Source organism: Bradyrhizobium dasycarpum (assembly GCF_042019905.1).
In the GTDB taxonomy this organism is placed as follows: Bacteria; Pseudomonadota; Alphaproteobacteria; order Rhizobiales; family Xanthobacteraceae; genus Bradyrhizobium; species Bradyrhizobium japonicum_B.
This window is the reverse complement of sequence record NZ_CP169574.1, coordinates 6,805,472-6,832,200: the sequence shown is the minus strand read 5'-3', so window position 1 is coordinate 6,832,200 and position 26,729 is coordinate 6,805,472. Positions and strand designations below refer to the sequence as shown.

The 26,729-nt window shown below is 64.6% G+C and carries 20 protein-coding genes and 7 pseudogenes; 13 read left to right on the top strand and 14 right to left on the bottom strand.

The features are described 5' to 3' along the window. Positions 1 to 80 precede the first annotated feature (80 nt). Both ACETMP_RS32575 and ACETMP_RS32570 read left to right on the top strand, forming a co-directional pair. A pseudogene (locus ACETMP_RS32575) lies at positions 81 to 904 on the top strand (FAD binding domain-containing protein). Further along, positions 901 to 3,628 (top strand): annotated as a pseudogene (locus ACETMP_RS32570) (molybdopterin-dependent oxidoreductase). The pseudogenes ACETMP_RS32575 and ACETMP_RS32570 overlap by 4 nt, the downstream one beginning before the upstream one ends. Here ACETMP_RS32570 and uraD read toward each other — a convergent pair. From uraD to ACETMP_RS32530, 8 genes and pseudogenes are all read right to left on the bottom strand, one after another. Beyond that, positions 3,625 to 4,512 carry a 2-oxo-4-hydroxy-4-carboxy-5-ureidoimidazoline decarboxylase gene (gene uraD, locus ACETMP_RS32565; RefSeq protein ID WP_375159334.1) on the bottom strand — a complete coding sequence of 296 codons (888 nt, stop codon included), beginning with the start codon at positions 4,510 to 4,512 and terminating at the stop codon, positions 3,625 to 3,627. The pseudogene ACETMP_RS32570 and the gene uraD overlap by 4 nt on opposite strands. 2 nt (positions 4,513 to 4,514) lie before the next feature. After that, positions 4,515 to 5,450 carry an allantoinase PuuE gene (gene puuE / locus ACETMP_RS32560; RefSeq protein WP_375159333.1) on the bottom strand — a complete coding sequence of 312 codons (936 nt, stop codon included), beginning with the start codon at positions 5,448 to 5,450 and terminating at the stop codon, positions 4,515 to 4,517. Continuing rightward, complete coding sequence (locus ACETMP_RS32555; RefSeq protein WP_014493672.1) at positions 5,451 to 5,864, bottom strand: DUF3830 family protein; 414 nt, start codon at positions 5,862 to 5,864, stop codon at positions 5,451 to 5,453. It abuts the gene before it with no gap. A gap of 88 nt (positions 5,865 to 5,952) precedes the next feature. After that, positions 5,953 to 6,227 (bottom strand): annotated as a pseudogene (locus ACETMP_RS32550) (hypothetical protein). Between the two features lie 1,401 nt (positions 6,228 to 7,628). Then, positions 7,629 to 8,030: a hypothetical protein gene (locus ACETMP_RS32545; RefSeq protein ID WP_375159332.1), complete on the bottom strand. Its 402-nt coding sequence runs from the start codon at positions 8,028 to 8,030 to the stop codon at positions 7,629 to 7,631. 315 nt (positions 8,031 to 8,345) lie between these two features. After that, entirely contained in the window at positions 8,346 to 10,133 is a 1,788-nt protein-coding gene (locus tag ACETMP_RS32540) for a chloride channel protein (protein ID WP_375159331.1), read from the bottom strand. Positions 10,134 to 10,145: 12 nt separating this feature from the next. Then, positions 10,146 to 10,799 (bottom strand): L-fuculose-phosphate aldolase, encoded by a 654-nt coding sequence (locus tag ACETMP_RS32535; protein WP_375159330.1) that lies wholly within the window; start codon positions 10,797 to 10,799, stop codon positions 10,146 to 10,148. Between the two features lie 157 nt (positions 10,800 to 10,956). Next, a pseudogene (locus ACETMP_RS32530) lies at positions 10,957 to 11,582 on the bottom strand (MarC family protein). Between ACETMP_RS32530 and ACETMP_RS32525 the strand changes: the two are divergent. The 8 genes and pseudogenes from ACETMP_RS32525 to ACETMP_RS32490 all read left to right on the top strand — a co-directional run. Beyond that, positions 11,488 to 11,859: pseudogene (locus tag ACETMP_RS32525) on the top strand (hypothetical protein); the annotation flags it as partial. The pseudogenes ACETMP_RS32530 and ACETMP_RS32525 overlap by 95 nt on opposite strands. A 9-nt stretch (positions 11,860 to 11,868) precedes the next feature. Beyond that, positions 11,869 to 12,687: a gamma-glutamyl-gamma-aminobutyrate hydrolase family protein gene (locus ACETMP_RS32520; RefSeq protein ID WP_375162046.1), complete on the top strand. Its 819-nt coding sequence runs from the start codon at positions 11,869 to 11,871 to the stop codon at positions 12,685 to 12,687. A gap of 3 nt (positions 12,688 to 12,690) precedes the next feature. Then, a complete protein-coding gene (locus tag ACETMP_RS32515) occupies positions 12,691 to 13,878 on the top strand; it encodes a carboxylate-amine ligase (protein ID WP_375159329.1) in 1,188 nt (395 codons plus the stop codon). 85 nt (positions 13,879 to 13,963) lie between these two features. Next, positions 13,964 to 14,170: a hypothetical protein gene (locus ACETMP_RS32510; protein ID WP_375159328.1), complete on the top strand. Its 207-nt coding sequence runs from the start codon at positions 13,964 to 13,966 to the stop codon at positions 14,168 to 14,170. Positions 14,171 to 14,284: 114 nt separating this feature from the next. After that, entirely contained in the window at positions 14,285 to 14,851 is a 567-nt protein-coding gene (locus tag ACETMP_RS32505) for a ferritin-like domain-containing protein (protein ID WP_375159327.1), read from the top strand. Positions 14,852 to 15,001: 150 nt separating this feature from the next. Then, entirely contained in the window at positions 15,002 to 15,385 is a 384-nt protein-coding gene (locus ACETMP_RS32500) for an Hsp20/alpha crystallin family protein (protein WP_028137762.1), read from the top strand. Positions 15,386 to 15,393: 8 nt separating this feature from the next. After that, positions 15,394 to 17,788 (top strand): annotated as a pseudogene (gene lon / locus ACETMP_RS32495) (endopeptidase La). Between the two features lie 4 nt (positions 17,789 to 17,792). Continuing rightward, positions 17,793 to 17,948 carry a hypothetical protein gene (locus ACETMP_RS32490; protein ID WP_375159326.1) on the top strand — a complete coding sequence of 52 codons (156 nt, stop codon included), beginning with the start codon at positions 17,793 to 17,795 and terminating at the stop codon, positions 17,946 to 17,948. A 69-nt stretch (positions 17,949 to 18,017) separates the two neighbouring features. Here the strand turns inward: ACETMP_RS32490 and ACETMP_RS32485 are convergent, their stop codons facing one another. From ACETMP_RS32485 to ACETMP_RS32460, 6 genes and pseudogenes are all read right to left on the bottom strand, one after another. Beyond that, positions 18,018 to 18,320, bottom strand: a complete 303-nt coding sequence (locus ACETMP_RS32485; RefSeq protein WP_025037698.1) for an HU family DNA-binding protein — start codon at positions 18,318 to 18,320, stop codon at positions 18,018 to 18,020. A gap of 342 nt (positions 18,321 to 18,662) precedes the next feature. Further along, positions 18,663 to 19,895: an acetyl-CoA C-acetyltransferase gene (locus ACETMP_RS32480; protein WP_375159325.1), complete on the bottom strand. Its 1,233-nt coding sequence runs from the start codon at positions 19,893 to 19,895 to the stop codon at positions 18,663 to 18,665. A 60-nt stretch (positions 19,896 to 19,955) separates the two neighbouring features. Next, entirely contained in the window at positions 19,956 to 20,096 is a 141-nt protein-coding gene (locus tag ACETMP_RS32475; protein ID WP_196236074.1) for a hypothetical protein, read from the bottom strand. A gap of 35 nt (positions 20,097 to 20,131) precedes the next feature. Then, positions 20,132 to 21,585: pseudogene (locus ACETMP_RS32470) on the bottom strand (GH1 family beta-glucosidase). Between the two features lie 150 nt (positions 21,586 to 21,735). After that, positions 21,736 to 22,146 carry a hypothetical protein gene (locus ACETMP_RS32465; RefSeq protein WP_375159324.1) on the bottom strand — a complete coding sequence of 137 codons (411 nt, stop codon included), beginning with the start codon at positions 22,144 to 22,146 and terminating at the stop codon, positions 21,736 to 21,738. Between the two features lie 369 nt (positions 22,147 to 22,515). Next, a complete protein-coding gene (locus tag ACETMP_RS32460) occupies positions 22,516 to 22,878 on the bottom strand; it encodes a hypothetical protein (protein ID WP_375162045.1) in 363 nt (120 codons plus the stop codon). Between the two features lie 305 nt (positions 22,879 to 23,183). On the opposite strand from ACETMP_RS32460, the gene ACETMP_RS32455 reads away from it, so the two are divergent. Genes ACETMP_RS32455 through ACETMP_RS32445 form a run of 3 tightly spaced genes read left to right on the top strand, consistent with a single transcriptional unit; the run spans position 23,184 to position 26,710 of the window. Beyond that, positions 23,184 to 24,137 (top strand): sugar-binding protein, encoded by a 954-nt coding sequence (locus ACETMP_RS32455; protein WP_375159323.1) that lies wholly within the window; start codon positions 23,184 to 23,186, stop codon positions 24,135 to 24,137. Between the two features lie 33 nt (positions 24,138 to 24,170). Continuing rightward, positions 24,171 to 25,688 carry a sugar ABC transporter ATP-binding protein gene (locus tag ACETMP_RS32450; protein WP_375159322.1) on the top strand — a complete coding sequence of 506 codons (1,518 nt, stop codon included), beginning with the start codon at positions 24,171 to 24,173 and terminating at the stop codon, positions 25,686 to 25,688. Continuing rightward, the gene (locus ACETMP_RS32445; protein WP_375159321.1) at positions 25,685 to 26,710 is read left to right on the top strand and encodes an ABC transporter permease; all 1,026 of its coding nucleotides are present in this window, start codon (positions 25,685 to 25,687) and stop codon (positions 26,708 to 26,710) included. Before ACETMP_RS32450 ends, ACETMP_RS32445 begins: the two co-directional genes overlap by 4 nt. The last annotated feature ends 19 nt before the right edge of the window (positions 26,711 to 26,729 follow it).

Here is a 26,729-nt window from a genome sequence, read left to right as displayed (position 1 = left end):
CGACTTCTTGTTGCGACTTGGCTCCGGTCTTGCAAGACTTTCCGTCGGACGATTCACCCGACGCGAGCGTGGGCGCAGCCATGGACTTGAATACCATCACAGCGGTCGCCCATCCGCAAACGCGCGCACAGCTGCCAGTTTGGACGGCGGGAGATGCTTGGCTGGCAGGCGGCACCTGGCTGTTCTCGGAGCCGCAGACTCATCTGACACGGTTGATTGATATCACCGATCTGAAATGGCCGGCGCTGACGGTCACTGAGACCCATCTCAGCATCGCCGCGACTTGCACCATCGAACAGCTCGATGGTTTCGTCTGCCCGCCTGATTGGCGCGCAGCGCCGCTGATCAGCCAATGCTGCAGGGCCTTTCTGGCCTCGTTCAAGATCTGGAAGACCGCGACCATCGGCGGCAATCTCTGCATGTCGCTGCCGGCAGGGCCATGATCTCGCTCGCTTCCGCGCTCGATGGCGTCTGCACCATCTGGAAGGCCGGTGGCGGCGAGCAGAAGATTCCGGTCATCGACTTCATCACCGGCAACCAGCGCAATCGCCTGACGCCGGGTGATCTGCTTCGCCAGATCGATATACCGATTGCCGCGTTGAAACGCCGCACGGCCTTTCGCCAGATCTCGCTGGCACCGGTCGGCCGCTCGGCGGCGCTCCTCATCGGCAGCCTCGATGCCGATGGCACGTTGACGCTCACGGTTACCGCGTCGACGGTACGGCCGATCCGGCTGTCCTTTCGCGGCGTCCCGGACGGGAGTGCGTTGCACGCGGCGATCGCACAGCAGATCACGGACGATCTGTACCACAACGACATCCACGGCCAGCCGCTCTGGCGCAAGCACATGACGCTGCGGCTCGCCGAGGAAATTCGCCGCGAGCTCCTGGGAGCAATGCCGTGAGTTTCGAGATCAACGGCAAGAGATTTTCGCAGGAGCCGCGCGCTGGCCAGTGCCTGCGCACGTTCCTGCGCGAGCTCGGCCATTTCGGCGTCAAAAAGGGCTGCGATGCCGGCGATTGCGGCGCCTGCACCGTGCTGCTCGACGGGGAGCCGGTGCACAGCTGCCTGATCCCGGCGTTCCGTGCGGAGGGACGCGCCGTCACCACGATTGAAGGTCTTGGCGGAGATGACGGCACGCATCCGATGCAGCAGGCCTTCCTCGATGCGCAGGGCTTTCAATGCGGCTTCTGCACCGCCGGCATGATCCTGACCTGTGCCTCGCTGAACCAGGCCCAGCGCACCGACCTCGGCGCGGCGCTGAAGGGCAATATCTGCCGTTGCACCGGCTACCGCTCGATCGAGGATGCATTGCTCGGCAAGACCAATGTCGAGGCAGGCGTCGAGGCAGGCGCCGCCTTCGGCCGTAGCCTGCCGGCGCCCGCCGGCCCCGACATCGTGCATGGCATCGCGCGCTACACCTTCGACACCGCAATCGACGGCCTGCTCCATGTCAAGCTGGCGCGTTCGCCTCACGCCCACGCCAGGATCGTCGCGATCGACGCATCGCAAGCCCTGAAGATTCCCGGCGTGCACGCGGTGCTGACGCACGAGGATGCACCTTCGGTCCTGATGTCGACGGCGCGGCATGAGATGGACTGGATGGACCCGGAGGACACCCGCATTCTCGACGACGTGGTCCGCTTCATCGGCCAGCGGGTTGCCGCAATCGTCGCCGAGAGCGAGGCCGCCGCCGAGGAGGCGTGCCGCCGGCTGAAGGTCGACTACGAGATTCTGCCGGCGCTGATCGATCCCGAGCAGGCGATGGCGCCGGGCGCGCCCGTCCTTCATCCCGATCGAACCACCGCGAACCGCATCGCCGATCCCCAGCGCAACCTCGCGGCGGAGACGCATGGCGAATTCGGCAATGTCGCCTCGGCGCTCGCCGCGTCCGCCGTTACTTGCGAGGCCACCTTTCACAGTCATCGCGTGCAGCATGCGGCGCTGGAGACCCATGGCGGCCTCGCCTGGCTCGATGAGTCCGGTGTGCTCAACGTCCGCAGCTCGACGCAGGTGCCGTTCCTGACCCGCCGCGCGCTGTCGAATATCTTCCGGCTTCCCATGGACAAGGTCCGCGTGTTCTGCGAGCGCGTCGGCGGCGGCTTTGGCGGCAAGCAGGAGATGTTCGTCGAGGACATCCTGGCGCTCGCTGCACTGAAGACCGGCCGCCCTGTGAAGCTGGAGTTCACCCGCGAGGAGCAGTTCATCGCGACCTCGACGCGGCATCCGATGCGGATCCACATCAAGGCCGGCGCCGACGCCGGCGGCAAGCTGACCGCGCTCCAGCTCGATTTGCTGTCCAACACCGGCGCTTACGGCAATCACGCCGGGCCCGTGATGTTCCACGCCCTGGCGGAATCCATCGCCGTCTACAACTGCCCGAACAAGCGGGTCGATGGCTTTGCGGTTTATACCAATACGGTGCCGGCGGGAGCATTTCGCGGTTACGGCCTGCCACAGGCGCTCATTGCCGTGGAAGCCGCAATCGACGAGCTGGCGAAGCAACTCGGCATCAGCGCCTACGAGATGCGCCGGCGCAACATGGTCAGGCCCGGCGATCCCATGCTGTCGCCGCCGCCGTCCGAATATCACGACGTCGTCTACGGCTCCTATGGGCTCGACCAGTGCCTCGACCTCGTCGAACGCGCCATGCGTGCCGATGGTCCCCAGCCGGACCTGTCGCCGGAATGGCTGATCGGCGACGGCGTCGCGCTGACCATGATCCACACAGTGCCGCCGGCTGGACATATCGCCGACGCCACGATCGTGCTCAACGAGCACGGCGGCTTCGACCTCACCGTCGGCACGGCCGAGTTCGGCAACGGCACCAGCACCGTGCACCGGCAGATCGCGGCCACGACACTAGCGACCACCGTCGACAGGATCCGCCTGCGCCAGTCCGATACCGCCCTTGGCGGCCATGACACCGGCGCCTATGGCAGCGCTGGCACTTTCGTTGCCGGCAAGGCGACGCATGCGGCGGCCGTGCAGCTTGCGGCCGAGCTGAAGGCGGCGGCCGCCGGCGCGTGGCTGTGCGACGTGAAAACCTGCGTGCTCGATGGGGACGCCGTCGTCAGCGGCGTACGGCGCATGCCCTATACGGAACTTGCAAAGCTCGCGCACGACCGCGGACGGCCGTTCGCAGGCACCGGCAATTCCACCGGCACGCCGCGTTCGGTCGGCTTCAACGTGCAGGGTTTTCGTGTCGCCGTGAACAAGGGCACCGGCGAGCTCAGGATTCTCCAGGAGCGTGCACGCCGCCGACGCAGGCGTCGTCGCCAATCCCATGCAGTGCCGCGGTCAGATCGAAGGCGGCGTCGCTCAAGCGCTCGGCGCCGCGCTCTACGAGGAGATGGTGATCGATGCTGAGGGGCGCGTCATCAACCCGAAATTTCGCGACTACCACCTGCCCTCATTCGCCGACGTGCCCCGCACCGAGGTGTTTTTCGCCGAGACATCCGACACCGTCGGTCCATTGGGTGCGAAGTCGATGAGCGAGAGCCCGTACAATCCGGTCGCTGCCGCGCTCGGCAATGCCATTGCCGATGCCACCGGCATCCGCTTCACCGCACCGCCGTTCAAGCCGGACCGGCTGTTTCCGGCGTTGCTCGACAAGTTCGGCGGCTAGCTGCCGCGATAGGTCGAATAGCTCCAGGGCGTGACCAGCAGCGGTACGTGGTAATGGCTTTCGGGCTCGCTGATCGCAAAGCGCAGCGGGATTTCGTCAAGGAAGGGCGGGTCGGACAGCGGCACATTGCGCTCGGCGTAATATTTGGCAACGCGAAATCTGAGCTCGTAGCGGCCGATCGGCAGCGGGCGACCGCCTATCAGCGGCTGGTCGGTGCGCCCGTCGGCATTGGTCACCGCGCGCGCGATGACGCGGCTCTCGCCAAGGCTCGCGAGCTCCACGAGCTCGATCGGAACGCCCGGCGCAGGTTTGCCGATGTGATTGTCCAGCACATGGGTCGACAATCGGCCATGCACCTTCAACGCGTCGTCGGCCATGACGAGCTGATCGAGCCGCAGCGCGGAGATCCGGCCAATTTCCTCGATCGCACGTCGCGTCTCGGTCTTGGCGATATTGAGCAGTCGCGTCTCGAAGTCGCGCAGCACGGAGTCCCTGGTGTGACGGCGCACGCAGACGATATAGGGAAAACCGAACTTGTCGCGATAGGCGTTGTTGGCACGCTCGAAGGCGTCATATTCGGCCTCCGACAGCCGGTCGAGCCCGGCGCTGTTCTGCTCGTCGGTCGATTCCGCGGTGAGGCCTTCCGCGCGCCGGGTCTTGCTGGCGAGATCGGGATGCGCCCGGATCAGCGCGAGCTGCACATCGGGCTCGGCGCTTTGGATCGCCGCCATCAGCGCGGCGTGCAGCTGATTGATGCCGGCGAACGGCCGCTTGTCGGCGAGCTGCTCGGCGATCCATGGCGAATATTCGACGACGTTGGCCAGCGCGGCGACGAAATCGGCCTTTGCCGCGGCATTGAGATCGGACAGGGAAATCTGCGACATCGTCAACCGATCTCAAACGCGTCGGCGGCAAGATGCGCGTGCCTGGCGTGCCAGTGCTGCGCAATCTGCAATCGCGTCGGCACCCAGACACGCTCGTGCTTGCCGATATAGTCGAGGAAGCGGATCAGGCCCGCAGCGCGGCCGGGCCGGCCGGCGAGGCGGCAATGCAGGCCGACCGACATCATCTTGGGCGCGGTCTCGCCTTCGGCATAGAGCACGTCGAAGGCATCCTTGAGGTAAGTGAAGAACTGCTCGCCTTCGGCAAACCCTTGCGGGTTGATGAAGCGCATGTCGTTGGCATCCAGCGCATAGGGAATGACGAGCTGCTTGCCGTTCGCGCCCTTGATCCAATAGGGCAGATCGTCGGCATAGGAATCGCAGAGATAAAGGAAGCCGCCCTCCTCCATCAGCAGACGGTTGGTGTTGATCGAGGAGCGTCCGGTGTACCAGCCGAGCGGCCGCGCGCCGGTGGCTTCGGTATGGACGCGGATCGCCTCCGCGATCTCGGCGCGCTCCTGCGCCTCGGTCATGTCCTTGTGCTCGATCCATTTCAGACTGTGACTGGCGATATCCCAGCCCGCCTCGTTCATCGCCGCAACGATCTCGGGGTTGCGCTTGAGCGCGGTGGCGACGCCGAACACCGTGGTCGGCCAGCTGCGTTCGCCGAACATCCGCCACAGCCGCCAGAACCCGGCGCGCGAGCCGTATTCGAACATCGATTCGATATTGGCGTGGCGCTGGCCGGGCCACGGCTGCGCGCCGAGCACGTCGGACAGGAACGCTTCCGAGGCGCGGTCGCCGTGCAGAATGTTGTTCTCGCCACCTTCCTCGAAATTGACGACGAACTGCACTGCGATGCGCGCATCGCCGGGCCATTGCGGGTGGGGCGGGTTACGGCCGTAACCGCGGAGATCGCGCGGGTAGCTCTTATCGGTCACTCAGACTTCCTCAAAGCGGATCGGCAGGGCGCCCTTCCACAGCACACTCTTGCCCAGCGTTGCCAGATTCTCCAGGCCGGAGGTCAGCGTGATGAAATGGTTGCCGGCGAGTTGGCCCATCTTGCTCGCGAAGTGCACGCCGCCATAGGCCAGCAGGATCTCGGTCTCGCTGATGCCGCCGGGATAGAGAATGATCTGGCCGGGTGCGGGATAGCTGGTGTGGTTCTCGTAGCCGACGCCGAAATCGAGATCGCCGAGCGGCATCCACACGCCTTCGCCGCTCCAGCGCACATGGATGATGTGGCTCTCGAACGGCAGCGCCTTGCGGAAGGCGGCGACGGTCTTGGGCGCCAGCTGCTCCTCGAAGCGGGCATCGAATGTGAAATCGCCGGCGCGGATAACGAGCTTGCTCATCTCATCTCTCTGGATCGGGCTGGTAGCGCCCGGAGCACCCTCAAGCAAGAGCACTCCCGACGGTTTCGCGCAAGGGGCGCGGCCCGCGTCACCTGCGATCGTATGACCAGCCGAAACGCCGCTCCGCCGCGTCTCCGGTTCCGGCTCGGCGGCGGATGGGGGGACCTCCTTCAGATCTGCCCGCGGCGGTGGGGGGCGGCGCGGGCAGGTTCTCGCATTTCATGGAGTAGACCAGCTTGCCATCTGCGGTACGCCCGATCGGGGCACAGGGATCGGGACGTGCCGCCGCGGCCTTCGGCGTTGCCTTGACTTGGCGGCCGCCGGGGAAGCCATCAGCAGCAGGACCAGCAGATATTTCGACATCGTTGTCGCCTGGAAACTCGATTGGCCCATTGAACCGGATTGCGGCAGGCAAGTCCATCGGCGTCGTCGGGCCAGCGTGCCGAATATTTAGCCGCATGCGCGCGAGCGTAGCGGCGCAGAGTCGGGACTCCCAGACGGTACGGCGCCATGCGGATGTAGGGGCCCCACGCCGTCATGGCGATGCTCCAGTAAACATCCCAGCGGCGGCGCTGTAGGGTGGGCAAAGGCGCACTTGCGCCGTACCCACGATCTCCCTCCATGAGCAACAAGACGTGGGCACGCTTGCGCTTTGCCCACCCTACGAGATCTGGATTGCTTCGTCGCATCTGCGCAAAATTGCTCCGCAATTTTGTCGCTGAGTTCCTCGCAATGACGGAGAATGGGGCGGCAGCTTGCTTCTCCAAGTATCGCTGTCATTCCCCGCCTTGTGCGCAATTGCGCACTGGAGCGGGGAATCCAGTACGCCGCAGCCTCTCGGTTCAGTCACTGCGGCCTCTGGAATACTGGATCGCCCGGTCAAGCCGGGCGATGACAGCGCGTGTGGTGACAGACATGCTTCGTCGCTCTCGCGGCTCAAATTCGCCCGAGCTTTGCTTGCGTCTCCACCCTCAAAGCCAAGAGGGCGCAGGGAAGGCCGGGTGCTGACAACGCACCCGCGGTCCGCTGCGCGAAAAATGCACACGCAGGAAGAACCGCACAGCAGCATACAGGTGGTGCCGATCACTCGGCCTTCCCTGCGCGATGGTCGGACGGCTTATGCCGTGCTCTCCCGGGAGCCGAACTTTCCTTCTGGCCTCCCTCGCCGTTCGAATTTGATGATGCCGTCTGCCCGGTTGGGCTCGCGCACATCTTCGAACCGGTTTGACCGTAGCAACGACGGTCAGGACCACACGGTTTTGCCGTACGCACGGCCCGCCATGTCGCCGCAGTATTCCCAGCCCTGTCGACGGAGCCGGAAACTTACAAACGAGACGAAGCCTAGCAGCGCCGCTCGTCTGCACGCGGGGTTCGAGCTCACAGGGACTACCCGCCCTGCCCGCCCCATCTCGTGCCGACGCTGCCGCGTCCACCGCAAGCCCGGCTCGCGATCAAGACGACCTCGAGATCGCCCCTCTTGGGTGAGCCGGGATAAACGACACATACGCCGAAACCGAATTTCGGTAAAGCGGAATATTTTTGACGGAATGGATTGACAACGGGCGACACAGGCACGGCCGCGTAGCCCGGATGGAGCGGAGCGCAATCCGGGAGAGTGCGCGATACCAGACGAGCGCCCCGGATTACGCTTTCGCTCCATCCGGGCTACAAGAGCACCGACGCAACAAGAAGGGCGGTACAAAGCACCGCCCTCCTTCACCAGTCCAATCGGACCACGTCGAAAATGATCGCGCGATACGATCCCTAGTAGCCCGGATCGTAATAGAACTGACCGCCACCGCCGTAATAGCCGGGTCCGCCGTAATAACCGGGACCGCCGTAGTAGGGACGCCCGCCATAATAATAGCGATTCTCGTAGTAATCGCGGCGCCGCTGCTCGGCGATCACGCCCCCGATGATACCGGCCGCTGCGCCCATGAAGGCGAGACCTGCGGCGTTCGACCCGCGTCGATAATAGCGGCGACGGTGGGCGCTGAAATCGGTGACTTCGGAGGAGCCCTGCCCCGCCGTGACAGGCTTTGCAGATGGCGCCTCGGCCGGCCCCGCAGCCGAGGGCGATGCGGAGGTTGCGACCAATGCCAGGCTCGTGAACGCGGCCAGCACCATGTTGCGACCGGCTGCAGAAATCATCGGTCTCGCATTCATTTTGACCTCCTATGTTCTTGCCTATGTTCTCTCACGACGTAGAGATATGCAAACCCTGTTTAATGCGCAAACCATTGAAATGGTTTCTCGATCGCGGCAATCCGCCACGCTTTGAACGATTATAGACCGACCAAATCCCAGCTTGAACCATCCAACCTGAGCGGATCATGAACAGCCGCGCCGTTTGGCGGTCGCCGCCCGGCGCCTGGGCGCTATCCTGGCCGGCCGCCTTTCCGACGCTCCTCGTGGTGCTTGCGCCGCTCCGGCGGATCGTGACCTGCCTCGTTGCGACCCCCACCCCGCCGATAGACGCGCCTACGACAGCGCCCCCAGCACGCCGCGCGTCGCCTTGTCGATCTCCTCGACATAGCGACGGCGGGCGAAGGTCTCGGTGAGAAAGCCGATCACCTTGCGGCTGTCGGTGGAATCGACCACCGCCAGCATCTCGGCCTCGGCCTCGTCGAACACAGCCATCGCCGACTTCACGTTCATTTCCGGGATCAGCACGATGTCGATCAGGCGGGCGAGCTCGACCACCTGGATGTCGTCGGCGATGCTGTCGAGATCATTGGAGAACAGGTCGGGCAGCATGACCAGCCCGACATATTCGTCCGCGTTGTTGACGATCACGATTCCCGGCCGCGAGCCCAGCGCGAACTCGCGGCGGACGGCGGCGATCGTCGTGGTCGAGGGCACCTTGCCGACGTCGGAGCGCATCAGCCGCTCCACGGTGAGATTGCGCAGCCAGCCGACGTCGTTGGCGCTGCGGATGGTCTCGCCGCGCAGATGCAGGCGCCAGGTCGAAAAGGAATGGCCGAACATGAACCGGACGCAGATCGAGGTGACGATGCAGCCGGCCAGCACCACGGCGGTGACGTCGACGTTGCGGGTCATCTCAAGCACCAGGAACGACATGGTGAGCGGGCCCCCGACGATGGCGACGCCGAGCGTCGCCATGCCCGTCAGCATCGCGACCAGCGGATCGATCGCGAAGTTCGGGCTGATCAGAAGCAGCACCGCGGCAAAGAACTTGCCGATCAGGCTGCCGACGAACAGCGATGCGAAGAACAGGCCGCCGCGGAAGCCCGAGGCGAGCGAGATCAGGCAGGCCGTCACCTTCAAGGCGATGATCAGCGCGATCAGGCCGATCGTCATGTCGTGAAAGAGGTCGAGCACCATGGCGCCGTGGCCGGCCGCCAGCACCTGCGGCGTGATGATCGCAAAACCGCCGACGATCAGGCCGCCTATCACCGGGCGCAGCCAGACCGGCAGCCAGGCGAACAGGCGCTCGAACGTCGGCGAGGAGCGCATCACGGCGATGCCGACGCCGCTGGTGATGAGCGCCAGCCCGATCAGTGCGAGATATTGCTCGACGCCGACCGCGCTGACCTTGGGTATCTCCAGCGAATACGGCGCGCCGCCGAGCCATTGCGCGGTCAACGCGCCGGCGAGCGAGGCGGCCAGGATCGGTGCCGCGCTGGCGACCGAATAGACGCCGACGATCAGCTCGCAGGCATAGAAGGCGCCGGTGATCGGCGCGCCGAATGCCGCGGCGATCGCCGCGGCAGCGCCACAACCGACCATCAGGCGCAGATCGTTGCGGCGCAGATTAAAGAACTTGCCGATCAGCGAGGCGAGGCCCGAGCCGATCTGGGTGTAGCCCGCCTCGAGCCCGACCGAGGCGCCGCAGCCATTCGAGATCAGAGTCTGACCCGCAACCACCACACTGTCGCGCATCGAAAGATTGCCGCCGCGCAACGCGTTCGCCTCAATCGGGTCGACCGCGTTCGATATCTTCATGCGCCGCCGCGACCATTCCATGATTCCGAGCAACAGCCCACCGAGCGCAGGTGCAATCAGTGCTGCCCATGGACTGACGCTCGCGTGAGCCGACAGGTGGACATCAATGGGGATGCCGTAGATCACCACATGCGCGATCTGGGCGATGTGGGCCATCAGCGTCACGACCGAGCCCGCGAGCGTGCCGATCATCAGCGCGAGCGGGATCAGGTAGAACTCGTTGCTGCGCAAGAGGGCGCGCAGCCGAACCATGGTGCGGTTCGTCCCCTTGCGATCGACGAGATGCCTGATCCGTACGAACACCCTCTGCCTGCCCTACCCTTCCGACAGCCCGTAGCCGGCCATGCGCTGGCGGACCCGCTCGATCTCGGCGCTGGGGAGCAGCGGCGGTTGTCCGATCTGGAGGCAGCCGTGATATTGCCGCGCCAGAGTCTCGACCTCGACGGCGAGCCACATCGCCTTGTCCAACGTCTTGCCGGTCGCGATCATGCCGTGATGGTCGAGCAGGCAGGCAAGCCGGCCCTCCAGCGCCCGCACCGCATGTTCCGACAGCTCCGCCGTTCCGAACGTCGCATAGGGCGCGCAGCGGATGCTGTCGCCGCCGGCCGCCGCGATCATGTAATGCACCGGCGGAATCTCCATGCCCATGATCGCCAGGATGGTGCAATAGGTCGGATGGGCGTGGACGACGGCGTTGATCTCGGGCCGCGACTTCAGGATGTCGCGATGAAACCGCCATTCGCTCGACGGCTTCTGGTCGGGCTCGTGTGTGCCGTCCATGGTCATGAACACGATCTGCTCAGGGGTCATGGCCTCATAGGGCACGCTGGTTGGCGTGACCAGAAGCCCGTCCACATGCCGGACAGAGATATTACCCGAGGTGCCCTGGTTGATGCCGAGCGCATTCATGCGCCTGCAAGCGTCGATGATGGCCTGTCGCTTGGCGAGCTCGTCCGTTGTCATCGACATCCCGATTTCCCGACGATGGTCTTGTTAGACCGGAAGTACGTCAAAGCAATATGGCAGTGCAAGCGAAAGCGCCCCGGATCTCGTGCCGTCCTCGCGCCCTTCCTGCAAAATCATAAAATGGGCCGCAGAATCAACGGATTCGCAGATTGTCGCAGCCCTATGGCAGGCTGGTCCGGACCGCCGCAACCCCGTTGATCACGAACTGCACCGAATAGGCGGCAAGCAGCATGCCGAGGACGCGCGAGAGCACGGCATTTCCAGTGCGTCCGAGGGTGCGCGCGATCAGCTGGGCCGAGACGAAGCACAGCATGCAGAGCAGGCAGACCGAGAGGACGACGGCGATGATGATCGCGAGCTTCCCCCATGGCCGACGTCGCCCGACAGGAGCAGCGTGGTCGCAATCGCTCCCGGGCCGGCCATCATGGGGATGGCCAGGGGAAACACTGCGACATCGGAGGCGTGCTCTGCAGTCGCCTTGTCGGCCTCGCGGGCCTCGCGGTGCGGACGGTCGCCGAAGATCATCTGGTAGGACACGCCGAACAGCAGCAGCCCGCCGGCGATCTGGAACGCGGGGATGCCGATCCCGAGCTGGCGGAGCAGCCAGTTTCCGACCAGCGCGATCATCACCAGGATCGAGGCCGCGATCAGCGGCGCGCGCGCCGCAATCGTCCGCTTGGCCCTCTCGGGCATGCCGGCTGTGGCAGCCAGAAAGGCCGGCACGAGACCGACCGGATCGATCACCAGCAGCAGCGTCACGAAGGCGGACAGGGAGAAATCAATCATCGGCATCTCTCCCGGTCCGCTGTTCAACGGCCGAGCAATAACAAAAGCTAAGGCCCGCACCGCGTTGGAAATTCGATCAGCTCAATTGCAGAGCAACCATTCGTCACGATTGCCGTTTTACCCGGCATCGAAACACGAACAGAAGCAGTCGCGACAATTGCAAGAGCCCCGTTCCAGAATTGATCCGCACGATCCCATTGCCTGCAGTCGCTGGGCTCTTCGCTTAGGGACAAACGTCAGAGAACTCAAGGCCGCCATTCATCAGTTCGGCAGCGCGGCGGATGCCGTGACATATGGCCTTCAGCAATGGCGGCACAGCGCCTCTCGCGCCCTGTGGCAGGCCCGCAGCGGCGCGCCACAGGTCGGCATTCTCTCCGATTCCATGGTTGCGCGCGGCGAGCAGCTCGCCTCAGTCGCCCTGATCTGCGTCAACGCCGTCGGTCTCGTCGCGGGCGCCGTGCCGCGAATCCTGCCCGCTGCGCCCGAAGCCGACGTCGACGCCTATCTCGACGGGCTCGACGGAATCTTCATCGGCGGCGGGCAGACCAACGTGCATCCCTCCCGCTATGGACAAACGGCGGACGAGGCGCGCGACGGCCCGTTCGACGAATTCCGGGACGAGCTAGCGCTCCACCTGATCCCGCGGGCGCTGGCCCGCGGCATCCCCGCCCTTTTCGTCTGCCGCGGCTTCCAGGAGCTGAACGTCGCCTTCGGCGGCACGCTGGCCAAGGAGCCGGACGACTTGCCCGAGGACCAACGCCATGGCACGCCCGAAGCCGACAACGAGGACGCCCGCTACCGGATGCGGCAAGAGGTGACGCTCCGCAAGGGCGGCCTGCTGCAAGAGATTTGCGGCGCCGACTCCATCGCCGTGAACTCACTGCACAGCTTCCTGATCGCCGATCTCGCGCCGGGGCTCATCGCCGAAGCCGTGGCCGAGGACGGCTCGATCGAGGCCGCCAGTGTCGAGGGCGCGAGCGCGTTTGCGCTGGGCACGCTCTTTCATCCGGACTATTGGGCAAGCTCCGATCACGCATCGGCGCGCATTCTATCTGCCTTCGGTGATGCGGTTCGCCGCCACGCCAGGGCGCAAGGGGCAGCATAGGTCATGCACCGTTACCGCTTCGGCATCGAGGAAGAGTACTTTCTCGTCAACCGGCAGTCCGCTGCGCCGCGATCCGAGCTGCCCAAGCCCTACATGGCGGCGGCCCAGAAACGTCTCGGCGAACGCCTGACAACCGAAATCCTGCAATCGCAGATCGAGGTGGCGACACCGCCCTTGACGTCCTCGGCCGAGGCGATCGCCGAGCTCGCGCGCTACCGCTCGGTTCTCACCGAAGTCGGCAAGGACCACGGGGTCGGCATCATCGCGGCCGGCACCCATCCCCTGGCGCAGCCGCAGCAACAGCGCATGACGCGCAAGCGCCGCTACAGCAAGGTGATCAACGACCTCGGCATGGTCGGCCTCGGCAACCCGATCAGCGGACTGCACGTCCATGTCGAGGTGCCCGAGCCCGACCTGCGGGTCGAAATCATGCACCGCCTGGTGCCGTTCCTGCCGCTGCTGCTGGCGCTGTCGACCTCCTCGCCGTTCTGGTGCGGCTATCCGACGGGATTGCTGGGTTACCGCAATGCCGCCAATGATGCCCTGCCCCGGACCGGCTTCCCCGAGATGTTTCGCAACCTGGCCGAATACGAGACCTACGTGAAGACGTTGGTCGACGCCGGCATCGTCCCCAATGCGACCTATGTCTGGTGGGCGCTGCGGCCCTCGCTCCAGCATCCGACCCTGGAGCTGCGCATCACCGATTGCTGCACGGCGATTACGGATTCGGTGGCAATCGCAGCGCTGTTCCGCGCCCTCGTTCGCCACGCTGTCCACCATCCCGATATCAACGCCACCTATTCGGCCGTGCACCGGGCGCTGATCGAGGAAAACCGCTGGCGCGCCCAGCGCTATGGAACCGACGGCACCTATATCGACCTGGCTTCGTTCGAGCCGATTTCATTCCGAAGCTGGCTCGAGGCGGTGATCGCGATGCTGGCCGGCGACATCGCCCATCTCGGCATCGATGACGACATCCAGCATCTCAGGACGATCCCCAAGCGCGGCACTTCGGCGCATCTTCAGCTCGAATATTTCCGCGGCTTGCGGAAATTCGGCCGGTCGCCGCGGGACGCTATCGGCGACGTGACGAAATGGCTGCGGACCTCGACCGAAGCCGGCGACTTCACCGCGCGGGGTGGCGAGCCGAAGGGCGCACCCGTCCGGCAGCCCCTGGCGGATCTGGTCTGACCGCAACAAGATGGCCTAATGGAACGACGTTTCGGCCGCCGACTTAGCTCAGCACGATCGCAATCGACATCGATGGAGACCAATCATGAGCGACAGCGGAGTTGGCATGCTGCTGGGCCACGCCTCGAGCCAGATGCTTTGGCTCTGGTTCATCGGAGCCTTCGTGCTCGGCGGCGTCCTCGTCTACGGCGTGATGAAGGCCGGCCACCTCAGGCGCAGCGAGCGGGCTCAGCTCGACCGCAACACCGAGGCGCGGCAGCGCCAAGAGGATCCCTATAAGCGCCCGACCTGAGCGACGGCTGCGAGCGCCGGGCTGCAGTTTGGAACTTTCGTTCATCAAGCGGCTTTGATCGCCTGAGGATTGAGGAGGGCGAGGCCTTCCCGTGTTGCCTCATGAGGAGGACCTATGGCTAAACGAGCGAAGAAACGCACGACCAAGAAGACCGCGGCGCGCCGGCCGCGTCAGGCACCGAAGATGCTCAGCGACCTGTTTCTGGAGACGCTGAAGGACATCTATTTCGCCGAGAACAAGATCATCAAGACGTTGCCCAAGATGGCGAAGGCAGCTCACTCGAAAGAGCTGGCCGCGGCCTTCAACAAGCACCTGCGCGAGACCCAGGGTCAGGTCAAGCGGCTCGACCAGATCTTCAAGATGCTGGGCAAGCCGGCACGCGGCAAGCCCTGCGAGGCCATCAACGGCATCACCGACGAGGGCGCCGAGATCATGAAGGACTTCAAGGGCGCACCGGCGCTCGACGCGGGACTGCTTGCGGCCGCCCAGGCGGTTGAGCACTACGAGATCTCCCGCTACGGCACCTTGCGGACCTGGGCCGAGGAACTCGGCATGCAGGACGCGGCAAGGCTGCTTCAGGCGACGCTGGACGAAGAAGAGGCGACTGATCACACGCTGACGGAGCTCGCGACGTCCGTGATCAATCTCGAAGCGGAGGAAGAATACCGCGCCGCGGCCTGACCCGCTGCGCTGTCGATGACGGAACGCCGCGGCCCAGCCGCGGCGTTTGTTTTTGGATTGCACGACAGCGCATAGCACGCCGGGGCCGGCGCACTGGATTTTCCGGGAACCGCCCCCATATGCAGGCTTTCCCACCCCTGAGCCTTCCACATGCAACCCAAAAATCCCCTCGACTGGATGCTGTCAGAAGCCCTGGATTCGCTGACCCGCGCCGACCGGCTGCGCCAGCAGTTCGGCCGCCAGGAAGCCTGCTGGGAGCCGCCGATCGACGTGCTGGAAACCGAGCACGAGCTCCTGATCCTGGTGGCGCTCCCGGGCGTCAATCCGGACAATGTCGAGACGGTCATTCATGACGGCGTGCTCGTCATCTCCGGCCAGCGCACCCTGCCGCCGGAACTCCGCAACGCCCGCATCCACCGGCTCGAGCTGCCGCAGGGGCGTTTTGAACGCCGCATTGCATTACCCATCGGCCGCTACGCCATCAGCCGCTTCGTGATGGACGGCTGCGTCGCACTGCGCCTCGCCAAATCCTGAGGTCGATCATGGCCACCGAACAGACGAACAACGAACAGACCAATAACGACGCGAAGATCCCCGACGACGCGCTGATCATCATCCCCGTGCGCGAGATGGTGCTATTCCCCGGCGCCATCGCGCCGATCACGATCGGCCGGGCGAAGTCCATCGCCGCCGCCCAGCAGGCGCTGCGCGAGCAGCGGCCCGTCGGCATCGTCCTGCAACGCAGCCCCGAGACCGACGCGCCGGGGCCCGACGACCTCTACCGGGTCGCGACCATCGCAAACATCGTGCGCTACATCACCGCGCCCGACGGCACCCACCACATCGTCTGCCAGGGCGTGCAGCGCGCACGCCTGCTCGACTTCCTGCCGGGGACGCCGTTTCCCGTTGCGCGCTTCCAGCAGATCCCCGAGCCGACCACGACCTCGCCCGAGATCGAGGCGCGCGCCCTGAACCTGCAGCGTCAGGCCGTCGAGGCCATCGAGCTGCTGCCGCAGGCGCCGCCCGAGCTGGCCGCGATGTTCCAGGGCACCAGTGCGCCGGGGGCGCTGGCGGACCTCGCGACCTCGTTCATGGACATCAAGCCGCAGGACAAGCAGGAGGTGCTGGAGACCATCGACCTCGTCTTGCGCGTCGAGAAGGTGTCCAAGCACTTGGCCGAGCGGTTGGAGGTGCTGCGCATTTCCAACGAAATCGGCCAGAAGACCAAGGCCTCCTTCGACGAGCGGCAGCGCGAGGCGATCCTGCGCGAGCAGATGGCGACCATCCAGCGCCAGCTCGGTGAAGGCGACGGCAAGGCGGCCGAGGTCGCCGAGCTGACGGCTGCCATCGCCAAGGCCAATATGCCGCCCGAAGCCGACGCGCACGCCAAGAAGGAGCTGCGCCGCTACGAGCGCATGCCGGAGGCCGCCGGCGAAGCCGGCATGGTCCGCACCTATCTCGACTGGCTGATCGAGCTGCCCTGGGCGCTGCCCGCGGAAAAGCCGATCGACATCAAGGAGGCGCGAGCCATCCTCGACGCCGACCATTTCGGCCTGGAGAAGATCAAGGGCCGGATCATCGAATATCTGGCGGTCCGCAAGCTCGCCCCGCAGGGCAAGGCGCCGATCCTGTGCTTCGTCGGCCCGCCCGGCGTCGGCAAGACCTCGCTCGGCCAATCCATCGCTCGCGCGATGGACCGTCCCTTCGTCCGCGTCAGCTTGGGCGGCGTGCACGACGAGGCCGAGATCCGCGGCCACCGGCGCACCTATATCGGCGCGCTGCCGGGCAACATCATCCAGGGCATCAAGAAGGCAGGCAGCCGGAACTGCGTCATGATGCTGGACGAGATCGACAAGATGGGCCGTGGCGTGCAGGGCGATCCCTCTGCCGCCATGCTGGAGGTGCTCGACCCCGAGCAGAACGGGACGTTCCGGGACAATTACCTGGGCGTCCCATTCGACCTGTCGCGCGTGGTGTTCATCGCGACCGCCAACATGTTGGACCAGATCCCGGGCCCGCTGCTGGACCGCATGGAGTTGATCAGCCTCGCCGGCTACACCGAGGACGAGAAGCTGGAGATCGCGCGGCGCTATCTGGTGCGGCGGCAGCTGGAGGCCAACGGCCTTTCGGCCGAGCAGGCCGAGATCGAGCCCGATGCGCTGAAGCTGGTGGTCAAGGGCTATACCCGCGAGGCCGGCGTGCGTAACCTCGAGCGCGAGATCGGCAAGCTGTTCCGGCACGCCGCGGTGCAGGTCGCCGAAGGCACGGCCGCGAAGGTCGTGATCGCGGCGAAGGACATCGTCACCGTGCTCGGCCAGCCACGGTTCGAAGGTGAGATCGCCCAGCGCACCAGCATTCCGGGCGTGGCCACCGGCCTTGCCTGGACGCCGGTCGGCGGCGACATCCTGTTCATCGAGGCATCAAAGGTGCCCGGCAAGGGCGGCATGATCCTGACCGGTCAGCTCGGCGACGTCATGCGCGAGAGCGTGCAGGCTGCGATGACGCTGGTGAAGAGCCGCGCCTCGCAGCTCGGCATCGATCCGCAAGCGTTCGAGAAGAGCGACATCCACGTTCACGTGCCGGCGGGAGCAACCCCGAAGGACGGACCGAGCGCGGGCGTTGCGATGTTCACGGCGCTGACGTCCCTGCTCACCAACCGCACTGTGCGCAGCGACACCGCCATGACCGGCGAGATCTCGCTGCGCGGCCTGGTGCTGCCGGTCGGCGGCATCAAGGAGAAGGTGGTCGCAGCCGCGGCCGCCGGCCTGAAGCGGGTGATGCTGCCGGCGCGCAACAAGCGGGACTACGACGACATCCCGAAGAGCGCGCGGGACAACCTCGAATTCATCTGGCTGGAGCGTGTCGACGAAGCCATCGCCGCAGCGCCTCGAGCCGGTCGGGGCCAAGGTCAACGCAAAAGTCGAAGCGGCGGAGTGACGCGATGAAGAAATTGCTGAAGAAAGCGAAGGGGTCGCGGAAGACGCAGCGGCTGCGCCAAATGCTCGATCGCGCGATCGACCGGCTTCGCGATGCGCTCGCGGCGCCCGGGCGGCAGCTTCAACCCGTTCCGATCAGGATGAAGCGCCGCAAGGGTTGAGCCCTCCGTCTCAAGTCCTCGCGGCTGCCCCAAACAAAAGGCCCCCTTACCCAAGGGGGCCTTGCGTCGTTAGCCCACGGCGTCCTTGGCCGCCTTGACCGGGCGGGCGCGGACGATCTTGCGGGCCGGCTTGGCCTTGAACATCATCTCTTCACCCGTGAACGGGTTGGTGCCCTTGCGAGCCTTGGTCGCCGGCTTCTTGATCACGACGAACTTGGCGAAGCCCGGCACCAGGAACAGGCCGTTCTTCTTGAGCTCCTTGTGACCGACGTCGGTCAGCGTCTCCATGACGTTCTTGACGTCGCGCTTGGAAAGCTCTGTGGCGGTCGCAATCTTTTCGATCAACTGCGATTTGGACATTTGGGTGGCCATCGTGTCTCCTCTGATTCGTGACGGCTGCATATTAGACCAACCGGCGAAGGCCTATAGCCTTCTGCACAGTTTTGTCGCGGTTTTACGGGCATTTTTGGCCCTATGTGACAAAAAACCCTGCATTTTAGCCACTTCCAGTGCGGAAGAAGCCTTGAGCAGCGGATTTTGCCTTGTTTCAAAGGCCCGCACGACATCTTGCTAGAACTGATTCGCCGCTTTCGACAAGCGACGACCGGCCTCTTTCTGACGGGAGGCGCGCGATTCACCCTGAAAAATAAGGGCTGGATCGATATCGCCGGTCTTCCTCCCCGTAAAAGCAGGGAGAAAGTGACGGGCGATCGGCTAGACGCGCTCGATGATGATGGCGGGCGCCATGCCGCCGGCGGCGCACATGGTGACGAGACCGCGCTTGAGATCGCGCCGTTCGAGTTCGTCGAGCACGGTGCCGATCAGGATCGAGCCGGTGGCGCCGATGGGGTGACCGAGCGCGATCGAGCCGCCGTTGACGTTGACCTTGGCACGATCGAGCTTGAGGTCGCGGATATATTTTTCCGCCACCACCGCGAACGCCTCGTTGATCTCGAACAGATCGATGTCGTCGACGGTCAAGCCCGCCTTCGCCAGCACCTTGCGCGTGGCCGGCACCGGCGCGTTCAGCATCAGGGTCGGCGAGTCCCCCATATTCGCCATCGCCACGACGCGGGCGCGGGCTTGGAGGCCATGCGCCTTGGCATAAGCGGGCGAGGCCAAGAGGATCGCCGCGGCGCCGTCGACGACGCCGGACGAGTTGCCGGCATGGTGCACGAAGTCGATCTCGAGATCAGGATATTTCTGCAAGATTAGGCCGCGATAGGTGGTGCCTTTGTCGTCGAGCACATAGTCGGCGATCGCCGGGAATGCCGGTTTCAGGCTGCTGAGCCCCTCCATCGTGGTCTGCGGCCGCGGATATTCCTCGTGGTCGAGTGCAAGGCTGCCGTCCTCGCGGTGAACAGGCACGAGGCTCTTCTTGAAGTAGCCATTCGCGATCGCGTGCGCGGCCCGTTTCTGACTCTCCAGCCCGAGCGCGTCGACATCCCGTCGGGTAATGCCTTCCAGCGTCGCGATTGCATCCGCGCAGACGCCCTGATGCGACTGCGGATGCCGCGCGCGCAGCCGCAGATTGCCGTTGTCCATCATCATCGGGCCCGAGCCGCGGCGTCCCTCCATCGACATCATCTCGCAGCCGCCGGCGATGACGAGGTCTTCCGCACCGGCCATGATCGAGGATGCGGCCATGTTGACGCTGGTGATGCCGCTTCCGCAAAAACGATCCAGCGTCACGGCGCTGGCGCGCACGTCGTAGCCGGCATCGAGCGCCGACATCCGGCCGAGATCGCCGCTTTGCGTTGCGACCTGCGCGCTGCAGCCCCAGACGATGTCGTCGACGTCGGCAGTATTGATGCCGGTCCGGTCGGCGAGCGCGCGCAGAACGGTTGCGCCCAGTTGCTGCGGATGAATGCCCGAGAGTGCCCCCTTGCCGGCCTTGCCGACGCCGCGCGGGGTCCGGCAGGCATCGATGATGAGTGCGTCAGCCATGGGCGTTGTCCTCTCGTTTATGGATGTTGAGAACGGTTTTGGATAAGCGCGAGAAGAGAGTCAATGCGCGGCGTTTAAGCCCCGCAGCCGGATTTTCCGCTGCGCGAAAGCCCCCGCGACGTCATGGCCGGGCTTGTCCCGGCCATCCACGCCTTGCAACGTCGCACGAAGAACGTGGATGCCCGGGACGAGCCCGGGCATGACGATCTCTCAGTGGCTCTAGATGGAAGAAACCGCTACGCCCCCGCCGCGTTCTTCGCGATCACGTTGCGGTAGAAACTGGCGCTGAGTTTCGGCGTGCGCACCTGGGTATCGAAATTGACGTGGTAAAGTCCGAAACGCTTGTTCAGCCCGTAGACCCATTCAAAATTGTCCATCAGGCTCCAGAGGAAATAGCCGCGCACCGGCACGCCTTCGGCGGTGGCGCGCTGGAGCTGGGCGAGATAGTTGCGCAGGTACATGATGCGGTCGGTGTCGTAGATCTTGCCGTCGGGCGTCACGACGTCGTCGCCGGAGGCGCCGTTCTCGCTGATATAGATCGCATCCGTCTTCCAGATCTTTGCCGCGAGCTTCGGCACCCAGTAGATCGTCTCGGGTCCGACGCGCAGCCAGTCCGAGTTCATATGCGGAAACGATTTCGGAATCGGCAGCGGCATGAAGCCGGCGCCCTGATCGGACGCCACCACGTAGTTCTGTGGCGCGTAGATGTTGAGGCCGAGGAAATCGACCGGCGAGGAGATGATCTTGAGCTCCGCATCGGTGTATCTGGGCGCGTTGGGCCCGGCGAATTTCAGGAAGGCGTCGGTATAGCGGCCCGTCATGATGACGTTGAGATAACCGGCATTCATCTCGCGCAGCGCGATCTCGGCGGCGCGAACGTTTTCCGGCGTGTCGATCGCGGGCGCGCAGGCATCGACGTTCTCGGCCGGCCCGACCCTCGTGCCGCGGCGGCCGTGGGCGCGCACCGCCTGCACCGCGAACCCATGGGCCAGCGCACTGTTGTGCCTGATCTGGTTGACGTCGGCTTGCGGCAGCTTCAAGCCCGGCGCGTCGATGCCGATGCCGTAGCCGAAATAGACGAAGCGGCCGCTCTCGTTCAGAGTGAAGACGTTCTTGACACGATCGGTCAGATGCTCGGCGACATAGGCCGCGTAGTCGCCGAAGATCTTGCAGGTCTCCGTCGAGCGCCAGCCGCCGAAGCGATCCTCAAGCGATTGCGGCAGGTCCCAATGATAGAGCGTCAGCCACGGCTCGATGCCGTTCTTCAGGAGCTCGTCAATGAGCCGGTTGTAGAAGTCGAGCCCCTTTGGATTGGGCTTGCCGTCGCCGTCCGGAAACAGCCGCGGCCAGGCCACCGAAAAGCGGTAGGCCTTGCAGCCGAGTTCCTTGATGAGCCCGATATCCTCCTTGTAGCGGCGATAGTGCTCGTTGGCGCGGTCGCCGGTGGTGCCGTCCTCGATCTTGCCGGGGATGCGCACGAACTTGTCCCAGATCGAGGCCCTCTCCCGTCCTCGTTGACCGCGCCCTCGACCTGGTAGGACGAGGTCGCTGTGCCCCACACGAAGCCGGCCGGAAAGCCGGCGCGCGGCGCTGCCGGTCTCGCTTCGGCTGCATCGAGCGAACCGGTCAGGCCGGCCGCAGACAGCCCCGCGAATTTCGCGAAACGGCGACGCGAGACCTTGTCCGACATTGATGCTTCTCCGCTTCCAGTCCTGTTGCGGGCGCACAATGGCGAGTTCAGGGCGGTTTGAGAAGCAAGCTTTGGGAGAAACCGGATGCAGAATCGCGCGGCCCGGGCCGACATAGGGATGCCGGGCCAACTGCCCGCATGCTGGCCGGCTCAGCGCGGGCGCTTCGGCAATTTTGGCAGCTTGGCAGGGTTGAATGCCGGGCGCTGCTCGGCTCGCTGTTCACGTACCGGCAACTCTGGTTCGGCGAGAATGAGGGTTCCCTGGAGAATCATGCCCGGCACTTGCTGTGCCGTCGCGGTGTAAGTCGCGATCTTGCCGGGGCAGTTTCCCTCGATGTCCAAAACGAGCTCGTCTTCCACGCCGAACACCGTTGCACGACCGTCGGTATGGCGCTTGGTCGAGACGGTGGCGGTGAAGCGATCTCCATCGACCTGACAGGAGCCGTGATAGGTCATCAGGCTGTCGCGGCCCCAGATCTGTCCGTCGGCGACATGGACGATCCCGGTCCCCTGATCGAGCGGCGTCTTGTACCACGCCGCATATGTCCCGTCCTTCAGCATGAGAGCTGTCTACCCTGGCATTCCCCCACGATCATCCGCACGATCAGCGCTAAGAAAGCGTTAATCGCGCGGCCCGTGCCATTCCGGCCTGTCCTTGCGCAGCTCGGCTTCGAGCTCCTCGACGATGCCGTGAAGCAGACACGCGGCCAGCGGATCGGTCACCTCCCGCTCCAAACGCCGATAACGGGCGATCCGGCATTCCTGCTCTCTCAATTGGTGCTCTGTCATCACACGGGCCCTCCGGCGAATTGACGCGGAGAGCGCCGGGCAGTTTCGTTAAAGTTTTCAGATCATTCTTGATGGTTTCTGATTGGTAAAGACGGCGCTGCGCGGGAGCGGGGCCAAGCCATCGCAAAGGCGGCATCGCCTCTAGGTGGACAGGCGAAGCCAGACGTCCCTGCTCGCCAGCGTGCCGTTAGGCGTCGCGATCTCCATGTCGACGACGTGCAGGGAACCTGGCTCCTTTCCATAGATGTACTTGAGGTGCCACATCAGACCCAGGTCCGGTGAAACGACAAAATCGTCCAATGCGTCCGTGATATCTCGAACGGCCTCGCGGTGCGTCAACGGCGCGGAAAACATCGCATCGATCAGGTCGGCGAGGCTCATGCCCTCGACGAGCATCAGTCGCGCGATCTCGTCGCCGTAGACATGTCGAAGCGCTGAAACGATCGCAGCGACGGCATCCGGATTCTTCAACGACACGGCAAAGCAGGCCTCCGAACCTATCATGCCGGAGGCGGCATATTCTGCAAGCTCACCGAGCACTCCCGCAAGAGCAATGGGCGCGGCGGCCGAAGGCGCACAGTCTGGCGGGCTCCGCGAGCCCAGGTCGGCGAGCGGCCCACCATTGGCGAGATTGGGCGAGGCTTCGCGGTCGACGCCGCGGCGGCTGCTTCCGATTGCACGCGCGGCGTGCTTCTGCTAGCTTGAGGTACGTGCCTCATTTCACCTCGCCGGCCCCGCGTCGGTGAATGGGATTTGGGCACAAGCAGAGTTGGCCTTCATCAAGGGCCGACCGCCTTAGGGAGGATGATATGCAGCGTCTCTTGGTTGCAGGTGTCTCTATTGCCTTCGCGATAGCTGCGGGTGTCGGCTCGGCCGGTGCAGCGGACAAGAAAGTCCTGGCCTTCGTCGTCAATGGCGCATCCGACTTCTGGAAGATCGCTGAGGCCGGCATGAAGAAGGCGCAGGGCGAGTTGCCCAACTACGACCTCCAGTTCAAATATCCGGAACAGGCTGCGGCCGCCGTGCAGCAGCGCGTGATGGACGACCTCGTCGCCGCCGGCGCCGCCGGCATCATGGTCAGCGCGGTCGATCCGAAGAACCAGACCGATCACCTCAACAAGGTTGCGTCCCAGACGGTGCTGTTCACCACCGACAGCGACGCGCCGCAATCCAAGCGCGTGGCCTATATCGGCTCCTCCAACACCGATCTCGGCAAGGAGGCAGGAAAGCTGATGATCAAGGCGCTGCCGAACGGCGGCAAATGCGTCGGCTTCGTCGGCCTGCCCGGCGCCGACAATGCACGCGAGCGCATCGAAGGCGTGAAGGAGACCATCAAAGGCTCGAAGGTCGAGCTCGTCGACGTCCGCGGGGACGAGATCGACCAGACCCGCGCCAAGCGTAACGTCGAGGACATCCTTGCGGCGATGCCCGATGTGAGCTGCCTCGTCGGCTTTTACTCCTACAATACGCCGCGCATCTATGAGGTGCTCAAGGAAGCCGGCAAGCTCAACAAGATCAAGATCATCGGCTTCGACGAGGATCCGATCACGCTCGGCGGCGTCAAGGAAGGCAGCATCGTCGGCACAGTGGTCCAGCAGCCGTTCGAGTGGGGCTATCAGGGCATGAAGCTGATGGCGAACTACATCGGCGGCAACAAGTCTGGTGTTCCGGCCAACGGCATCATCATCGTGCCCGGCAAGGTCATCGAAAAGGCGAATGTCGACGACTTCATGGCCTCGATGAAGCAGATGCTGAAGAAATAGGAGATATCCCCGCTGCCCGAGCCGCAGCCTGCCATGTCAGAGCCGTTTCTCGAGCTGATTGACATCAGCAAGAGCTATCCAGGCGTGGTCGCTCTCGACCGCGTCGGTTTGCAGGTGTCGCCCGGCGAGGTCATTGCGCTGATCGGCGAGAACGGCGCCGGCAAGTCGACGCTGATGCGCGTGCTTGGCGGGGTGGTTGAGCCGAGCGGCGGCGTCATCCGTGTGGACGGCGCCGCGCGAAGCTCGCTCACCGTGGCGGATGCGATCAAGGCGGGCATCGCCTTCGTCCATCAGGAACTGAACCTCTTCGACAATCTGGATGTCGCCGCCAACGTCTTCATCGGCCGCGAGCCCGTGCGCGGCGGGCCCTTGCGGCTGATCGACCGCAAGCGCATGCACGCCGACGTCGCTCCGCTGCTCGACCGGCTGGGCTGCGATTTCGCGGCCGATGCGCCGCTCGACGAATTGTCGCTGGCCCAGCGCCAGCTCGTCGAGATCATGAAGGCGCTCTCGCTCGATGCTCGCCTCGTCATCATGGACGAGCCGACATCGAGCCTGACGCTCACGGAGACCGACCGCTTGATGCGGATCGTCGCCGGCCTGAAAGCCCACGGAGTCAGCGTCATCTTCATCACCCATCGCCTCAATGAGGTGATGCAGTGCGCCGACCGCGCGGTCGTGCTGCGTGACGGGCGCGTGGTCGGCGCGCTGACACGCGCGGAGCTTTCGCCGGCCGCGATGATCCGCCTGATGATCGGCCGCGACCTGAAGTCGCTTTACGTTCCTCCGGCCGCGCCACCTGGGGACGGCGTGCTCCAGATCGTCGATGCCGTCACCGATACCTACCCCGACCGCGCCGTGAGCCTGTCGGTCCGCAGCGGCGAGATCCTCGGACTTGCGGGCCTCGTCGGGTCCGGCCGCACCGAGCTCGCGCGCGCCGTCTTCGGCATCGACCGATTGCGTGACGGCGCGATCAGGCTCGATGGCGAGCCGATCCGCATCGCAAACCCGCGGGCCGCCATCGAGCAAGGCATCTATCTCGTTCCGGAGGACCGCAAAGGCTCGGGCCTGCTGCTCGACGTCTCGATCACCGAAAACATCTCGCTGCCCGATCTGGCATCCTATTCGCGCTTCTGGCTGGTGGATACGGCGCGCGAGCACGAGAATGCCATGCGCCAGCGGGAGCGTCTCAATATCCGCGCCCCCGACGTCGAGACCGCCGTCGGCTCGCTGTCGGGAGGCAATCAGCAAAAGGTCGTGCTCGCCAAATGGCTGTCGATGCGGCCGAAGGTCCTGATCTTCGACGAGCCGACGCGTGGTGTTGACGTTGGAGCCAAGCAGGAAATCTACGACATGCTGCGCCGCCTGACCGACGCCGGCGTTGCGATCCTGATGATCTCCAGCGACATGGAGGAGGTGATCGGGATCAGCGACCGGATCGCGGTCATGCATGAAGGCGCAATCTCGGGCTTCCTTGATCGCAGTCAGTTCAGCGAGCACAATGTGCTGCAGCTTGCCGTCGGTCACGCAATTGAGCCGGAGGGACCTTGAGCAAGAAAGACCTGAGCCTTCTGGTCCTGATCCTCCTGGTCGGGACCGTCGTCGCCCTCATCAATCCGAGATTCCTGTACGTTGGCAACCTCTCCAATACGGCCAACCAGGTCGGGCTGTTCGGCATCTTTTCCATCGCGCAAGCCTTCGTCATCATCATCGGCGGAATCGAGCTGTCGGTTGGTTCCGTGATCGCGCTGCTCGGCGTCCTGTTCATCGACCTCATCGTCAATCACGACGTCGACTGGTTGGCGGCAACCGCGATGATCGTTGCGGCCGGGCTCCTGATCGGCCTGATTCATGGCACGCTGGTGACCAGGATGCGGATCCAGGCCTTCGTGGTCACGCTGTGCGGCCTCCTGATCTATCGCGGCGCGGCACGCTATTATACCGAGGACTCGACGGCGGGGTTCGGCTTCGGCGCGAGCTTTCCGATGCTGGAATGGCTGGCCGCCGGCCGCACAAATGTCCTCGGCTTTCCGCTGCCGCACAGCGTGGTGGCGCTTGGCGTGGTGACCATCATCGCCTGGGTGGTGCTTCACCGCTCCGTGTTCGGCCGCTACCTCTATGCCGTCGGCAAAAACGAGGAGGCAGCACGCTACTCCGGCATCCGCTCCGGCCGCGTGATCATCTCGGCCTATGTCATTTGCGGCGGGCTGACCGCATTTTCAGCCATCCTGATCGCGATGTACACCCGTTCGATTTCGCCGGCCGTGCACGGCTCGTTCTACGAGCTCTACGCCATCGCCGCCGCTGTGCTCGGCGGCTGCTCCTTGCGCGGCGGCGAAGGCTCGATCATCGGCGTCGTGCTCGGCACCGTGCTGCTCCAGATGCTGCAGAATCTGGTCAACCTGCTGGGCATTCCGAGTTCGCTCAATTTCGCAGTGATGGGAACGGTGATCCTGGCCGGAGTGCTCGGCGATCAGTATCTGGTGCAGCGACGCAGCCGCGTCGGGGCGACCAAAGGCCGAGGGCAGACGAGCGCCGCGGCCGCACCGATCGAGAAACTGAAGGCGGAGTGAAGGCGACGGTTTGCGCCGG

Bases quoted from the DNA above. Each gene is read 5' to 3' on its own strand.
- ACETMP_RS32475 (WP_196236074.1), bottom strand. From the start codon at position 20,096: ATGCCCGGGCTCGTCCCGGGCATCCACGTTCTTCGTGCGACGTTGCAA.
- ACETMP_RS32500 (WP_028137762.1), top strand. From the start codon at position 15,002: ATGCAACCCAAAAATCCCCTCGACTGGATGCTGTCAGAAGCCCTGGAT.
- ACETMP_RS32535 (WP_375159330.1), bottom strand. From the start codon at position 10,799: ATGTCGATGACAACGGACGAGCTCGCCAAGCGACAGGCCATCATCGAC.
- ACETMP_RS32515 (WP_375159329.1), top strand. From the start codon at position 12,691: ATGCACCGTTACCGCTTCGGCATCGAGGAAGAGTACTTTCTCGTCAAC.
- ACETMP_RS32510 (WP_375159328.1), top strand. From the start codon at position 13,964: ATGAGCGACAGCGGAGTTGGCATGCTGCTGGGCCACGCCTCGAGCCAG.
- ACETMP_RS32545 (WP_375159332.1), bottom strand. From the start codon at position 8,030: ATGAATGCGAGACCGATGATTTCTGCAGCCGGTCGCAACATGGTGCTG.
- ACETMP_RS32480 (WP_375159325.1), bottom strand. From the start codon at position 19,895: ATGGCTGACGCACTCATCATCGATGCCTGCCGGACCCCGCGCGGCGTC.
- ACETMP_RS32455 (WP_375159323.1), top strand. From the start codon at position 23,184: ATGCAGCGTCTCTTGGTTGCAGGTGTCTCTATTGCCTTCGCGATAGCT.
- ACETMP_RS32490 (WP_375159326.1), top strand. From the start codon at position 17,793: ATGAAGAAATTGCTGAAGAAAGCGAAGGGGTCGCGGAAGACGCAGCGG.
- ACETMP_RS32450 (WP_375159322.1), top strand. From the start codon at position 24,171: ATGTCAGAGCCGTTTCTCGAGCTGATTGACATCAGCAAGAGCTATCCA.
- ACETMP_RS32555 (WP_014493672.1), bottom strand. From the start codon at position 5,864: ATGAGCAAGCTCGTTATCCGCGCCGGCGATTTCACATTCGATGCCCGC.
- uraD (WP_375159334.1), bottom strand. From the start codon at position 4,512: ATGTCGCAGATTTCCCTGTCCGATCTCAATGCCGCGGCAAAGGCCGAT.
- ACETMP_RS32505 (WP_375159327.1), top strand. From the start codon at position 14,285: ATGGCTAAACGAGCGAAGAAACGCACGACCAAGAAGACCGCGGCGCGC.
- ACETMP_RS32465 (WP_375159324.1), bottom strand. From the start codon at position 22,146: ATGCTGAAGGACGGGACATATGCGGCGTGGTACAAGACGCCGCTCGAT.
- ACETMP_RS32460 (WP_375162045.1), bottom strand. From the start codon at position 22,878: ATGATAGGTTCGGAGGCCTGCTTTGCCGTGTCGTTGAAGAATCCGGAT.
- ACETMP_RS32485 (WP_025037698.1), bottom strand. From the start codon at position 18,320: ATGGCCACCCAAATGTCCAAATCGCAGTTGATCGAAAAGATTGCGACC.